Here is a 13,688-nt window from a genome sequence, read left to right on the forward strand (position 1 = left end):
AGCGGCGGCGGATGCCGACCCGTGTCCCGGAGGCTGACGCCACCGCGAGCATCGCAGGGAGCGCCAGCGACCGAGGAGCGGAGCGGCGGCGGATGCCGACCCGTGTCCCGGAGGCTGACGCCACCGCGAGCATCGCAGGGAGCGCCAGCGACCGAGGAGCGGAGCGGCGGCGGATGCCGACCCGTGTCCCGGAGGCTGACGCCACCGCTGTTCGACCGCCGCTGCCCGGCACCTCCCGCAGAGGTGCCGGGCAGCGGCGTTCCCGGTGGGGGACGATGCGGGGGAGCCAGCCGCGCACCAGGAGGAGAGCCGCAGCGATGACGTCCAGTGGTCCCGAGCAGCAGCCGGGCGGGCCGGGACCGGAGCCGGTGGTCCCCGGGCCTGCGCCCCGCCGTCGGCCCGGGCTGCGGGTGCTGGGCTGGGCCGACCTCGCCGTCCCGGCCGGGGCGCTGCTCTACCTGGTGTTCCTCAGCGTGCCGTGGTTCACCGTGCCGGGGTACGACCTCGGGTTCGGCTACAGCGCGCCCGGCACGTCGGTCAACGGGTTCCGGTCACCCTGGCTGAGCCTCGCGCTCGTGCTGCTGGGAGCGGCCGCGGTGTGGACCGTGCTGCCGGCCTTCCGTGAGGTCCGGGTGCCGTTCCCGCGGGCCGTCGTCCCGGCCGGCCTGGCGTCCCTGGCCTTCCTGCTCACGCTGATGGAGTGGCTGACCACCTTCGACGCCGGCTTCACGCTGATGGGGCTGCTCGCCTTCCTCACCGCGACGGCGCTGCTGGTGGTCACGATGTCCCGGCTGCTCGCCGAGCTGCGGGCCGCAGGCGCCGCTCCCGCCGGGTGGATCGGTGCACCACCACCGCCCCCGGGCGCCCCGGGTTGGAGCTCGCCGCCGTACGGGCCGCCGGGGTACGGGTCACCGGGGTACGGGTCACCGGGGTACGGGGCGCCGCCGACCTACGGAGCCACCCCGCCCCCTGCCGGGTGGAGCCCGGGCGCGTCCCCGGGGTACGGGCGGGCTCCCGACCCTGCACCGGCCCCGGGATGGGGGCAGCCTCCGCAGTCCGGCTGGTACCAGGGCCCGCCCGCATGGACGCCGGCTCCGGCCTGGCCGACGGCGCCGCAGCCGGGGCCGACGGCGCAGCCCGGGCCGACGACGCAGCCCGGGCCGGCGGACGGGGAGCCCGCGCCGGAGCCCGGTCGTCGCCCCGGGGAGCCCGGCGGGAGCACCGCGGCCGGGGCCGGCTGATCCGTCCGCCCGGGCGGCCGTGTGAGATGGCCGGACCCGGCGCGTGCGCCGCCGATCCGGCGACGTCGCTTGCGAGAGTGGGGAGGTGACGTCCCTGCTGTCCCGCCTGCCCCTCGGGTCACGCGGCACCGGTGGACGGCGCGGCCCCGCCACCGGCTGGCTCGCGGTGGCCACCGCCCTCGCGGTGCCGGTGACCGGGCTGCTCGGGCTGTGGCTCGCGCTGCTCGTCGTGCAGACCCTCGACCCCGACGGCGGGCTGCCGGCGGGGTCGTCCGCGCGGGTGGCCGGGCAGCTGTGGCTGCTGGCGCACGGCGCGGCGGTCGAGCTGCCCACCGGGCCCCTCCGGATCGCCCCGCTGCTGGTCACCGCGGGCATCGCCTGGGGGCTGGCCCGGGCGGCGGGTTCGGTGGCCGCGGTCCGCGAGCTGGAGTCGCCCCGGTCGGCAAGCGGGGTGCTCGCCGTCGTGGTCGCGGTGCACACGGCCACGACGGGGCTGGTCACCGCGCTGGTCACCACGCCCGACGCCACGGTCGGTCCGGTGCGTCCGCTCGTGGGGGCCGCCGTGCTCGCGCTGCTCGCCGGTGGCGCGGGCGTGCTGCGCGACTCCCCGCTCGGCGGGGAGCTGCTGGACCGGTTCCCCGGCCCGGGCCGGGCCGTGCTGCGGGCCGTGGCGGCCGGCACGCTGGCGCTGGCCGCCGGGTGCGCCGCCGTCCTCGCCGTCGCGCTGGGGTCCGACGTCGACGGTGCCGCCGCGATGGTCACCGGCCTCGGGAGCGCCAGCGCCGGGGCCGCCGGGCTGGTCGGCCTGAGCCTCCTGCTGCTGCCCAACGCCCTCGCCGCGGTCGCCGGGCTGGCCGCCGGACCGGGGTTCGTCGTCGGGACGGGCACCGTCGTCTCGGTCGGCGGCGTCACGCTCGGGCCGGTGCCCGCGTTGCCGCTGCTGGCCGCCCTGCCCGACACCCAGGCCGTGCCGCTGGTCGCGTTCCTGTCCCAGGCGCTGCCCGCGCTCGCCGGGGTGGTCGCCGGCATCGCGCTGGGGCGCCGGCTCGAGGACGGCGACGGCGGGGCGGTCACCGCTGCTCTGTGGGGCATCGTCGCGGCGGTCGGCGTCGGCGTCGTCACGGGGCTGTGGGTGCTCGTCGCCGGGGGTGCGCTCGGCGACGGAGCCCTGGCCGAGGTCGGCGCGCCGGCGCTGGCCACGGGGCTGGCGGTCGCCGCTCAGGCCGGGATCGCCGCCGTCCCCAGCGCCGCCGTCGCCCGCTGGCGCGCCCGGTCCTGACCTGCCCGTGCCCGACCCGTCGGCATCGGGCTCCGGACCCGGCCACTAGGGTCTGCGGACGTGCCCGCCGACGCATCCGCCGTCCCGGGGACGCCGGGTGCCCGGGCGCGCGTGGTCGTCCTGCTCTCCGGGGCCGGCTCGCTGTGCGCCGCACTGCTCGCCGCCACCGAGGAGCCCGGCTACCCCGCCGAGGTCGTCGCCGTCGGTGCGGACCGCCCGGACGCCGCCGGCCTGGCCCTCGCTGCCGACCGCGGGATCGGCACCTTCGTCGTCGCCCTGCGCGACCACCCCGACCGGGCGTCCTGGGACCGAGCGCTGGCCGCCGCGCTGGTCGAGCACCGTCCCGACTGGGTGGTCTCGGCCGGGTTCATGAAGCTGCTGGGCCCCGCCGTGCTGGCCGCCTTCGGCGGCCGGGTGGTCAACACCCACCCGGCGCTGCTGCCGGCGTTCCCCGGCGCGCACGCCGTCCGCGACGCCCTGGCCGCCGGGGTCACCACGACCGGCGCGACCGTGCACCTGGTCGACGCCGGCCTCGACACCGGCCCGGTGCTGACCCAGCGCCCCGTCCCCGTGCACGCCGACGACGACGAGGCGAGCCTGCACGAACGGATCAAGACCGTCGAGCGCGAGCTCCTGGTGCGCACCGTGGCCGCTCTGGCCACCGGCGCGCCGATCCCCTCCCTCCCGACTTCCGCCATCCCGACCGAGGAGAGCACCCGATGACCGAGCGCACCCCCGTCCGCCGCGCGCTGCTGGGCGTCTACGACAAGAGCGGCGTCGACGAGCTCGCCCGCGGCCTGGTCGACGCCGGTGTCGAACTGGTCAGCACCGGCGCCACCGCGGCGCGGATCGCCGCCGCCGGGCTGCCGGTCACCCCCGTCGAGCAGGTCACCGGCTTCCCCGAGTGCCTCGACGGCCGGGTCAAGACGCTGCACCCGGCGGTGCACGCGGGCATCCTGGCCGACCGCCGCAAGCCCGCGCACCTGGCCCAGCTGGAAGAGCTGGGCATCGCCGCCTTCGACCTCGTCGTGGTCAACCTCTACCCGTTCAGCGACACCGTCGCCTCCGGTGCCTCCCCGGACGAGTGCATCGAGCAGATCGACATCGGCGGCCCGGCGATGGTGCGAGCCGCGGCGAAGAACCACCCGTCGGTGGCCGTCGTCGTCGACCCGGGCCGCTACGAGGAGGTCGTGGAGGCGGTCGGCGCCGGCGGCTTCACCCTGGCCCAGCGCCAGCAGCTGGCCGCCGAGGCGTTCCGGCACACCGCTGCCTACGACGTCGCGGTCGCCTCCTGGATGGGCAACGTGCTCTCCCCGGACGACGAGAGCGGTTTCCCCGAGTGGGTCGGGGGCAGCTGGGAGCGCACCGACGTCCTCCGCTACGGGGAGAACCCGCACCAGGGGGCCGCGCTGTACCGCAGCGGGCAGCCCGGGCTCGCCGACGCCGAGCAGCTGCACGGCAAGCAGATGTCCTACAACAACTACGTCGACACCGACGCCGCCTGGCGGGCCGCGCACGACCACAGCGAGCCGTGCGTGGCGATCATCAAGCACGCCAACCCGTGCGGGATCGCGGTCGGGGCGGACATCGCCGCCGCGCACCGCAAGGCGCACGCCTGCGACCCGGTCTCGGCCTTCGGCGGGGTGATCGCCGCCAACCGCGAGGTCGACCTGACCCTCGCCGAGCAGATCTCCGAGGTGTTCACCGAGGTCGTCGTCGCCCCGTCGTTCACCGAGGACGCCCTGGGCCTGCTCACCCAGAAGAAGAACATCCGGCTGCTGCAGATGCCCGAGGCCCCGCGGCTGACCGTCGAGCTGCGCCCGGTGAGCGGCGGACTGCTGCTGCAGACCGCCGACCGGATCGACGCCGCCGGCGACGACCCGACCAGCTGGACCCTGGCCACCGGTCAGCCGCTGGACGCCGCCGGCCTCGACGACCTGGTCTTCGCCTGGCGAGCCGTGCGCGCGGTGAAGAGCAACGCCATCCTGCTGGCCACCGACCGGGCCACCGTGGGCGTCGGCATGGGCCAGGTCAACCGGGTCGACTCCGCCCGGCTGGCCGTGGCGCGGGCGGGGGAGCGGGCCGCCGGGTCGGTGGCCGCCTCCGACGCGTTCTTCCCCTTCGCCGACGGGCTGCAGGTGCTGCTGGACGCCGGGGTGCGCGCGGTGGTGCAGCCGGGCGGGTCGGTGCGGGACGACGAGGTGGTCGCCGCCGCGGCGGCGGCCGGGGCGACGCTGTACCTCACCGGCACCCGCCACTTCGCGCACTGAGCAAGGTGGAAGGCCGTTCGCGTGAACCCGTCACCCCCTGAGCCGGACACCGTCTGGGAGGGCGAGGACCTCGCCCGGGTCGAGTGGGACTGGGCCCGTCTGGAGCGGGTCACCTTCGTCGACTGCCGCTTCGACGACGCCTCGTTCGCCGAGCTGGTCACGGTGCGCTGCGTGTTCGAGCAGTGCGTGCTCACCGGCGTGGCGATGTCCGGCGCCCGGCACGAGGGGACGGCGTTCCTCTCCTGCCGGTTCGACCGGGCGCGCCTGTCCGGCAGCACCTGGTCCGGCTGCAAGCTCACCGGCTCGCAGTTCCCGGGCGCGACGCTGCGCCCGATGACCAGCGCGGACTCCGACTGGAGCTACACGTCGCTGCGCGGGGTCGACCTGTCCGGGGTCGACCTGTCGGGCCAGAAACTGGTCGAGTCCGACCTGACCGACACCGACCTGCGCGAGTCCGACCTCACCCGCGCCGACCTGCGGCACGCCCGTCTGCAGACCACCCGGCTGCGTGGTGCGGACCTGCGCGGCGCGGACACCGACGGGGTCAACTGGCACGGCTTCGACGTCACCGGGGTGCGGCTGGACGTCGTCCAGGCGGTGACCTTCGCCCGCGCCCACGGCGCGCTGGTCGCCGACTGACCTGCCGCGCGGACGGCGCGTGCCCGGCCCGGTGAGCAGCGCCTCCAGGCCGCCGAGCACCCCGACCCCCGCGGTGGCGACGGCGGACCGGGCACCGACCGCCCACCGCTGCCGGGTCGGGGCCCGCCCCGCCACGCGGAGCTGCCGTTCGTGATGGGCTCCCCGTCCCACGACACCCTGCCGGGAACGGCTGTCGGGCTCGCTCATAGGTCCTCCTCGGGCGACGAGCCGCCCCCGGGGCCGGCGGTGTGCGGGAGCCCAGGGGGAACGAGCGTGCGGCAGACTGGCGGCGTGGCGGCGACGACTCTGGACGGCAAGGCGACGGCAGCGGCGATCCGGGCGGAGCTCACCGGGCGGGTGGCCGCGCTCGCGGCCGCCGGGCGGCGCCCCGGACTGGGCACCCTGCTGGTCGGCGACGACCCGGGCAGCCGGTGGTACGTCTCGGCGAAGCACTCCGACTGCGCCGAGGTGGGCATCGCCAGCATCCAGCGCGAGCTGCCGGCCACCGCCACGCTGACCGACGTGCTGGCCGTCGTCGACGAGCTCAACGCCGACCCGGCGTGCACCGGCTACATCGTCCAGCTCCCGCTGCCGCGGGGGATCGACGAGAGCGAGGTGCTGGAGCGGATGGACCCGGCCAAGGACGCCGACGGCCTGCACCCGACCAACCTGGGCCGGCTGGTGCTCGGGGTGCCGGGCCCGCTGCCCTGCACCCCGGTGGGCATCGTCGAGCTGCTGCGCCGGTACGACGTCCCGCTCGCCGGGGCCGAGGTCGTCGTCGTCGGCCGCGGGATCACCGTGGGCCGGCCACTCGGCCTGCTGCTCACCCGGCGCACCGAGAACGCCACGGTGACCCTCTGCCACACCGGCACCCGGGACCTGGCCGCGCACACCCGGGACGCCGACGTCGTGGTCGCCGCCGCCGGGGTGCCCGGGCTGATCACCGGGGAGATGGTCAAGCCCGGGGCCGCCGTGCTCGACGTCGGCGTGAGCCGGGTCGACGGGAAGATCGCCGGTGACGTCGCCGCGGACGTCCGCGAGGTCGCCGGCTTCGTCGCCCCCAACCCCGGCGGGGTGGGCCCGATGACCCGGGCGATGCTGCTGGCCAACGTCGTCCTCGCCGCCGAGCAGGCGGCCGGCGCCGAGGTGCTCACGGCGTGACCCGGCCGGCCCGTGAGCCGCTGTACCGACGGCGGCCGCTGCTGGCCGGCTTCCTCCGGCAGTGGCCGCTGCTGCTGGTCATCGTGGTGGTCGGTGCCGGCTTGGGGCTGGTGGCGCTCGAGCAGTGGCGCCGCGGCCTGGTGCTCATGGGGCTGGCGCTGGTCGGTGCCGGGCTGATGCGGCTGTTCCTGCCGGCCCGCCGGATCGGGTTCCTGGCGGTGCGCAGCCGCCCGGTCGACGTCGGGTTGAGCCTCGTGGTGGGCCTGGCGGTCGCCGGCATCGCGCTGGCCATCCCGGCCGACTGACCCGTGCGGGGCGCCCCGCATGGCCCCAGGGGCCGGACCGGGGCTAGGTTGGCGGGCATGGCGGAGCGGGACCGGCAGGGCAAGGTGACCGTCGTCGGCGCCGGTTTCTACGGCTCGACCACCGCGCTGCGGTTGGCGGAGTACGACCTGTTCGAGACCGTGGTGCTCACCGACATCGTCGAGGGCAAGCCCGAGGGGCTCGCGCTGGACATCAACCAGTCGCGGCCGATCGAGGGCTTCGAGACCCGGGTCGTGGGGGTCGGCGGCGGCTCCTACGAGGGCACCGAGGGCTCCGACATCGTCGTCATCACCGCCGGCCTGCCGCGCAAGCCGGGGATGAGCCGGATGGACCTCATCGAGACCAACGCCGGCATCGTCCGCTCGGTCGCGGAGAACGTCGCCCGCACCTCGCCCGACGCCGTCGTCATCGTCGTCTCCAACCCGCTCGACGAGATGACCGCGCTGGCCCAGCTGGCCACCGGTTTCCCGAGGGCCCGGGTCATGGGGCAGGCCGGGATGCTCGACACGGCCCGGTTCACGGACAACGTCGCCCAGGAGTGCGGCGTGCCGGTCGGCTCGGTGCGCACCCTGACGCTCGGGTCGCACGGCGACACGATGGTCCCCGTCCCCTCGCGCTGCACCGTCGACGGCCGCCCGCTCGCCGAGGTGCTGCCCGCCGACCGGATCGCGCACCTGGTCGACCGCACCCGCAACGGCGGGGCCGAGGTCGTCGCGCTGCTGAAGACCGGTTCGGCGTACTACGCCCCGTCCGCGGCGGCCGCCCGGATGGCGCGCGCGGTGCGGGAGGACGCCGGGGCGGTCATGCCGGTGTGCGCCTGGGTCGACGGCGAGTACGGCATCTCCGGGGTCTACCTGGGGGTCGAGGCCGAGATCGGCCGGACAGGAGTGCGGCGGGTCGTGCAGAGCGACCTGACCGACAGTGAGCTGGCGGGCCTGCGCGAGGCCGCCGAGGCCGTGCGCGCCAAGCAGGCCGATGTAGCCGACCTCTGACCACGACGGTCAGAGCTGCAGAGAGGGAAACCGAACACGTGACCAAGATCAAGGTCGAGGGCAAGGTCGTCGAGCTCGACGGCGACGAGATGACCCGGATCATCTGGCAGTTCATCAAGGACCAGCTGATCCTCCCGTACCTGGACGTCGACCTCGAGTACTACGACCTCGGCATGGAGTCGCGCGACGCGACCGACGACCAGATCACCGTCGACGCCGCCAACGCCATCAAGAAGCACGGCGTCGGCGTCAAGTGCGCGACCATCACCCCCGACGAGGCCCGGGTCGAGGAGTTCGGTCTCAAGCGGATGTACCGCTCGCCCAACGGAACGATCCGCAACATCCTCGGTGGCGTCATCTTCCGCGAGCCGATCATCATGGCCAACGTGCCGCGGCTGGTGCCCGGCTGGACCAAGCCGATCATCGTCGGCCGCCACGCCTTCGGTGACCAGTACCGCGCCACCGACTTCCGCTTCCCGGGCGCGGGCACCCTCACGGTGACCTTCACCCCGTCCGACGGCTCCGCGCCGATCGAGCACGAGGTCTTCCAGGCCCCGGGCTCCGGTGTCGCGATGGCCATGTACAACCTGGACGAGTCGATCCGTGACTTCGCGCGCGCCTCGCTCAACTACGGCCTGGCCCGCAACTACCCGGTCTACCTCTCCACCAAGAACACGATCCTCAAGGCCTACGACGGCCGCTTCAAGGACCTGTTCCAGGAGGTCTTCGAGGCCGAGTTCAAGGACCAGTTCGCCGCGGCGGGCATCACCTACGAGCACCGTCTCATCGACGACATGGTCGCCGCCTCCCTCAAGTGGGAGGGCGGGTACGTCTGGGCCGCCAAGAACTACGACGGCGACGTGCAGTCCGACACCGTGGCGCAGGGCTTCGGCTCGCTGGGCCTGATGACCTCGGTGCTGGCCACCCCGGACGGCCGCACGGTCGAGGCCGAGGCCGCGCACGGCACGGTCACCCGCCACTTCCGCGCCCACCAGCGCGGCGAGGCGACCTCGACCAACCCGATCGCGTCGATCTTCGCCTGGACCCGGGGCCTGGCCCACCGCGGCAAGCTGGACAACACCCCCGAGGTGACCCGGTTCGCCGAGACCCTGGAGAAGGTCTGCATCGACACCGTCGAGAGCGGTCAGATGACCAAGGACCTGGCGCTGCTGATCAGCAAGGACAGCCCGTGGCTGAACACCCAGGACTTCCTGGCGGCCATCGACGCCAACCTGCAGAAGGCGATGGGCTGACGTTCGCACCACCGAGAGGCCCCCGCGACCACTGGTCGCGGGGGCCTCTCCGCGTCGGGGGCCCAACGGTGATCACCTCGGCGTCGTCGGGGTCTCGAGCGTGTGGTGACCCCGCTGGCGCCGGGGTGAGCGAGCCTGTGGACGGCGCCAGCGCGGGAGTCGCGGGCTCCGGCACGCTCCGCGGGTGCCCCGCCCACCTGCGCGTCCGCCCGCCCTCGACGGGCGGGTCTTCCGCGGCGAGACGGCGCTGGCCCGTGGTCTGCTCACCCCCGACCAGCTCCGCAGCACGGCGTGGCGCCGGGTGCTGCCCGGCGTGTACGCCGACGCCCGGCTGGCCCCCGACCACCGGCTCTCGGTCACCGCGGTGTCGCTCGTCGCCCCACCGGCCGCCGTCTTCGGTGGCCGCACGGCGGCGCTGCTCTGGGGCGCCGAGGGCGTGGTCGGCGCCGCGGATCCCGTCGAGGTCGTGCTGCCGGCCGGCCGGCGCTGGAGCCCGCGGTCACCGGCGATCCGGGTGCGCACCGCGGCGCTGGACGACGACGACGTCGAGGTGCGGGGCCGCTTCCGGGTGACCGGACGCACGCGGACGGCGATCGACCTGATCCGCCGCGGTCCGCTGGAAGACGCCGTCGTCGTGCTGGACCAGCTCGGACACCAGCGCGTGGTGCGACTCGAGGAGGTGCGCGCCGCGGTCGCGGGGCTGCCCCGGTCGCGGGGCAGCGCCCAGGCCCGGCGCGCCGCGGCGCTCGCCGACGGGCTGGCCGGGTCGCCGCAGGAGACCCGAGTGCGGCTGGTGCTGATGCGTGCGGGCCTCCCGTTGCCGGTGGCGCAGTTCGAGGTACGCCACCGCGGCGGCTTCGTCGCCCGGGTGGACTTCGGCTGGCCCGAGCACCGGCTGGCGCTGGAGTACGACGGTCAGTGGCACGCAGAGCCGGGCCAGTTCGCGCGCGACAGGCAGCGGCTGAACCGTCTGACGGCGGCCGGCTGGCGGGTCGTGTTCGTCACCGCCGCCGATCTGCGCCGACCCGACCTGCTGGTGGCGCGGGTGGCGGAGGCGCTGCGCGGATGATCACCTCGGCACCAGCAGGCCCTCGGGGACAGCGAGGGCCCGGGAGCGCCGAGGTGATCACAGAGCTCAGCCGCCGAAGAGCTGGGTCCACCAGGGGCCGCCGGTGCCCTGGGCCACGCCGACGCCGAGGGTGCCCAGCTGGCAGTTGAGGATGTTCGCCCGGTGGCCGGGGCTGCCCATCCAGGCGGTCATGACCGCGGCGGCGTCCGGCTGGCCGTAGGCGATGTTCTCCGCTCGCGCGTGCTGGATCCCGGCGGCCCGGGCCCGGGCGAACGGGTCACGGCCGTCGGGGTCGACGTGCGAGAAGAACCCGCGGTCGCGCATGTCCTCGCTGTGGGCGCGGGCGACACCGGCGAGGCCTGGATCGGCCGCGACCGCCGGGCAGCCGGCCGCTGCGCGCTCGGCGTTGACCAGGTCCAGCACCTGCTGGTCGGTGCTCGACCCGGCGGCCGCCGCGGCCACCGGGGCCGGGCCGGGTGCCGGCGCCGGGGCGGGAGCCGACGCCGGGGAGGTCGGCGCCTCGGGCTCGGGGGCCGGCGTCGACTCGGCGGCCGGCGGCGCGGCGGCCTCGACTGCGGAGGTCCCGGCCGCGGAGGTCTCGGGCGCGGTGCTCTCCGGAGCCGGGCGCAGCGGTGCGCTGCTGCCCGGGGCGGTGCTGCCCGGGGCGGCGGTCTCGGTGACCGCCTCGGCCGGTGCGGCGCCGGCCGCCGGCGGGCGGGGCTGCGGATCCCCGGCGGCGGTCTCGGCGAGCTGGGTGTGCACCACGCCGTGCACGACGGTCACGGTGGAGGCGAGCAGCACCAGGACGGCGGCCAGCATCAGCGGCGCCCAGAGCGACCGGCCACGCCAGCGGAGCGGCCGGGACAGGGCGGCGTCCATGCGGCGCAGCGCGGACGGGCGTCGCGGGTGGGGAGGCACGGCTCGCCCTCAGCAGCGGATCGCGGTCGTCACCCGACCGAGGGTAGCTGGAAGCGGACAGTCACCAGCTGCCGGCGGAGGGAACACCCGGGGGAGGGGGGCGGGTTCGACGGCAAGGACCCCGTGGCGGGTCCGGCCGCTACCGTGGTCCGCTGACGCCGGCAGAGCGCTGCCGAGCACCGCATCTGGAGGAACACGCCGCTCGTGAGCGACGTCTGGCTCAACATCGTCATGGTCCTGGCCTTCATCCTGGTCGGCGGGGCCTTCGCAGGGGCGGAGATCGCCCTGGTCTCGCTGCGTGACTCCCAGGTGCGTGCGCTGGCCGACACGGGCCGCCGCGGGCAGGCGCTGCAGAAGCTGCTCGGCGACCCGAACCGCTTCCTCGCCGCGGTGCAGGTCGGGGTCACCCTGGCCGGCTTCTTCTCGGCTGCCTTCGGGGCCAGCACGCTGTCCGGGCCGCTCGCCGACCTCCTGGTCGACCGGGGCCTCCAGGCCAGGGTGGCCGACCCGCTGGCCCTGGTGCTGGTCACCATCGCGATCAGCTACCTGTCGCTGGTCGTCGGTGAGCTGACCCCCAAGCGGTTGGCCCTCCAGCGGGCCGAGGGGTTCTCCCTCGTCGTCGCCGCGCCGCTCAACGCCATCGCCAAGCTCTTCCGGCCGATCATCTGGCTGCTGTCCAAGAGCACCGACCTGCTCGTCCGGCTGCTCGGTGGCGACCCGAAGGTGAGCGGGGAGTCGATCAGCCAGGAGGAGCTGCGCGACCTGGTCGCGGCGCACGAGTCGCTCTCCAGCGACGAGCGGCGGCTCATCGACGAGGTGTTCCGCGCCGGCGACCGGGAGGTGCGCGAGGTCATGACCCCGCGCACCGAGGTGCACTTCCTGGACGGGTCGACGACCGCGAGCCGGGCGGCCAAGCAGGTCGCCGACTCCAGCTGGTCCCGCTACCCGGTGATCGGCCGGGGGGAGGACGACGTCATCGGCTTCGTGCACGTCCGCGACCTGTTCCTGCCCACCCACCCCGCCGGGCGGGCGGCGACCGTTGCCGACCTGGCCCGGGAGGTCAAGCGGCTCCCCGGGACGGCGAAGGTGCTCAACGCGATGTCGGAGATGCGCCGGGAGAACCGGCACTTCGCGATCGTCGTCGACGAGTACGGCGGCACCGACGGCATCGTCACCCTGGAGGACCTCATCGAGGAGGTCATCGGGGACATCTACGACGAGTACGACGCCGACGTCGCCGCGGAGGACGCCGAGCCCGGCGGTGGCCCGCAGGAGCTCGACGGGCTGCTGAACCTCGACGACTTCGCCGAGGCCACCGGCCTCGAGCTGCCCGAGGGGCCCTACGAGACGGTCGCCGGCTACCTGCTGGCGGCGCTGGGCCGGCTGCCGGTGGTGGGCGACGTCGTCGAGGTCGAGGGCCGCACGCTCACCGTGCTGGAGCTGGACGGACGGCGGATCGCCCGCATCGAGGTCAGCCCCGCGCCGGAACCCGAGGAAGCCGAGGGCGCCGCCGCGGAGTCCGGGGCCTAGCGGCGCTGCTGCACGAACTCCCAGGCGTCGCGGACGATCTTGCGCAGGTCGGTGTGCACCGGCCGCCAGCCCAGGTCGTCGTGGATCCGGGCGGAGCTGGCCACCAGGCGGGCCGGGTCGCCGGCCCGGCGCGGACCGACGACGACGGGCAGGTCGTGCCCGGTCACCTCGCGGACGGCGTCGACCATCTCCTGCACGGAGAACCCGCTGCCGCTGCCCAGGTTGTAGACCCGGTGCTCACCGGGCGCGGGCGCCGGCAGGGCCAGCAGGTGCGCGGCGGCGAGGTCCTGGACGTGCACGTAGTCGCGGATGCAGGTGCCGTCGGGGGTCGGGTAGTCGTCGCCGTAGACGGTGAGCGACTCGCGGGTGCCCGAGGCGACCTGCAGGGCGATCGGGATCAGGTGCGTCTCGGTGGCGTGCCGCTCGCCCCGGCCGTACGCGGCGCCGCCCACGTTGAAGTACCGCAGGCTCACCGCGGCGAAGTCGTACGCCACCGCGTAGCTGGTGAGCATCGCGTCGACGGCGAGCTTGCTGGCGCCGTAGGTGTTGGTCGGCCGGGTGGGCGCGGTCTCCGGGATGGGCACCTCCTCGGGCTCCCCGTAGGTGGCCGCCGTGGAGGAGAAGACGATCCGGCGGCAGTCGGCGGCGCGCATCGCCTCCAGCAGCGCCAACGATCCGCCGACGTTGTTCTCCCAGTACAGCTCCGGAGCCTGCTGGCTCTCGCCGACCAGGCTCTTCGCCGCGAAGTGCAGCACCGCGTCGGGGCGCACCTCGGCGAGCACGGGCGCGGAGTCGTGCAGCGAGGCCCGCACCAGGCGCGCGCCGTCGGGGACGGCGTCCTCGTGCCCGGTCGAGAGGTCGTCGAGCACCGTGACCTCGTGGCCCTCGGCCAGCAGAGCCGCGGTGACTACGCTGCCGATGTACCCGGCTCCGCCGGTGACGAGAACGCGCATGCCCGGGAGCCTAGACACGCGCACGCCGGGAAGCCTGGACAGGTGCGCCCCCCGCACCG

General features: G+C 75.3%; 13 protein-coding genes. 11 read left to right on the top strand and 2 right to left on the bottom strand.

All coding sequences use genetic code 11. The features are described from left to right. The first annotated feature begins 317 nt into the window (after positions 1–317). The 10 genes from ACI79A_RS09520 (at position 318) to ACI79A_RS09565 (ending at position 10,228) form a co-directional block, all read left to right on the top strand. Positions 318–1,241: a hypothetical protein gene (locus ACI79A_RS09520; protein ID WP_457082383.1), complete on the top strand. Its 924-nt coding sequence runs from the start codon at positions 318–320 to the stop codon at positions 1,239–1,241. 85 nt (positions 1,242–1,326) lie between these two features. Further along, positions 1,327–2,520, top strand: a complete 1,194-nt coding sequence (locus ACI79A_RS09525) for a cell division protein PerM (RefSeq protein WP_457082385.1) — start codon at positions 1,327–1,329, stop codon at positions 2,518–2,520. Positions 2,521–2,580: 60 nt separating this feature from the next. Beyond that, positions 2,581–3,243, top strand: a complete 663-nt coding sequence (purN, locus tag ACI79A_RS09530) for a phosphoribosylglycinamide formyltransferase (RefSeq protein ID WP_457082387.1) — start codon at positions 2,581–2,583, stop codon at positions 3,241–3,243. Beyond that, on the top strand, positions 3,240–4,790 hold the full coding sequence (gene purH / locus ACI79A_RS09535) for a bifunctional phosphoribosylaminoimidazolecarboxamide formyltransferase/IMP cyclohydrolase (protein WP_457082389.1): 1,551 nt from the start codon (positions 3,240–3,242) through the stop codon (positions 4,788–4,790). The genes purN and purH overlap by 4 nt, the downstream gene beginning before the upstream one ends. 21 nt (positions 4,791–4,811) lie before the next feature. Further along, positions 4,812–5,429 (top strand): pentapeptide repeat-containing protein, encoded by a 618-nt coding sequence (locus tag ACI79A_RS09540; protein WP_457082391.1) that lies wholly within the window; start codon positions 4,812–4,814, stop codon positions 5,427–5,429. 291 nt (positions 5,430–5,720) lie between these two features. Then, entirely contained in the window at positions 5,721–6,590 is an 870-nt protein-coding gene (locus ACI79A_RS09545; protein ID WP_457082393.1) for a bifunctional methylenetetrahydrofolate dehydrogenase/methenyltetrahydrofolate cyclohydrolase, read from the top strand. After that, a complete protein-coding gene (locus ACI79A_RS09550) occupies positions 6,587–6,895 on the top strand; it encodes a DUF3017 domain-containing protein (RefSeq protein WP_457082395.1) in 309 nt (102 codons plus the stop codon). The genes ACI79A_RS09545 and ACI79A_RS09550 overlap by 4 nt, the downstream gene beginning before the upstream one ends. 57 nt (positions 6,896–6,952) lie before the next feature. After that, positions 6,953–7,906, top strand: a complete 954-nt coding sequence (gene mdh, locus ACI79A_RS09555) for a malate dehydrogenase (protein WP_457082397.1) — start codon at positions 6,953–6,955, stop codon at positions 7,904–7,906. 38 nt (positions 7,907–7,944) lie between these two features. Next, entirely contained in the window at positions 7,945–9,159 is a 1,215-nt protein-coding gene (locus ACI79A_RS09560) for an NADP-dependent isocitrate dehydrogenase (protein WP_457082399.1), read from the top strand. Positions 9,160–9,343: 184 nt separating this feature from the next. Then, entirely contained in the window at positions 9,344–10,228 is an 885-nt protein-coding gene (locus ACI79A_RS09565) for a hypothetical protein (protein ID WP_457082401.1), read from the top strand. A 66-nt stretch (positions 10,229–10,294) separates the two neighbouring features. On the opposite strand, the gene ACI79A_RS09570 is transcribed toward ACI79A_RS09565, so the two are convergent. Continuing rightward, the gene (locus tag ACI79A_RS09570) at positions 10,295–11,107 is read right to left on the bottom strand and encodes a CAP domain-containing protein (protein ID WP_457082403.1); all 813 of its coding nucleotides are present in this window, start codon (positions 11,105–11,107) and stop codon (positions 10,295–10,297) included. Between the two features lie 243 nt (positions 11,108–11,350). On the opposite strand from ACI79A_RS09570, the gene ACI79A_RS09575 reads away from it, so the two are divergent. Continuing rightward, positions 11,351–12,676 carry a hemolysin family protein gene (locus ACI79A_RS09575; protein WP_457082405.1) on the top strand — a complete coding sequence of 442 codons (1,326 nt, stop codon included), beginning with the start codon at positions 11,351–11,353 and terminating at the stop codon, positions 12,674–12,676. Here ACI79A_RS09575 and galE read toward each other — a convergent pair. Then, a complete protein-coding gene (galE, locus tag ACI79A_RS09580) occupies positions 12,673–13,629 on the bottom strand; it encodes a UDP-glucose 4-epimerase GalE (protein ID WP_457082407.1) in 957 nt (318 codons plus the stop codon). The two genes, ACI79A_RS09575 and galE, sit on opposite strands and share 4 nt — an antisense overlap. Positions 13,630–13,688: the final 59 nt, after the last annotated feature.

The sequence above is a fragment of the Modestobacter sp. SYSU DS0657 genome (assembly GCF_054050925.1).

Bases quoted from the DNA above. Each gene is read 5' to 3' on its own strand.
- ACI79A_RS09520 (WP_457082383.1), top strand. From the start codon at position 318: ATGACGTCCAGTGGTCCCGAGCAGCAGCCGGGCGGGCCGGGACCGGAG.
- purH (WP_457082389.1), top strand. From the start codon at position 3,240: ATGACCGAGCGCACCCCCGTCCGCCGCGCGCTGCTGGGCGTCTACGAC.
- mdh (WP_457082397.1), top strand. From the start codon at position 6,953: ATGGCGGAGCGGGACCGGCAGGGCAAGGTGACCGTCGTCGGCGCCGGT.
- ACI79A_RS09570 (WP_457082403.1), bottom strand. From the start codon at position 11,107: ATGGACGCCGCCCTGTCCCGGCCGCTCCGCTGGCGTGGCCGGTCGCTC.
- galE (WP_457082407.1), bottom strand. From the start codon at position 13,629: ATGCGCGTTCTCGTCACCGGCGGAGCCGGGTACATCGGCAGCGTAGTC.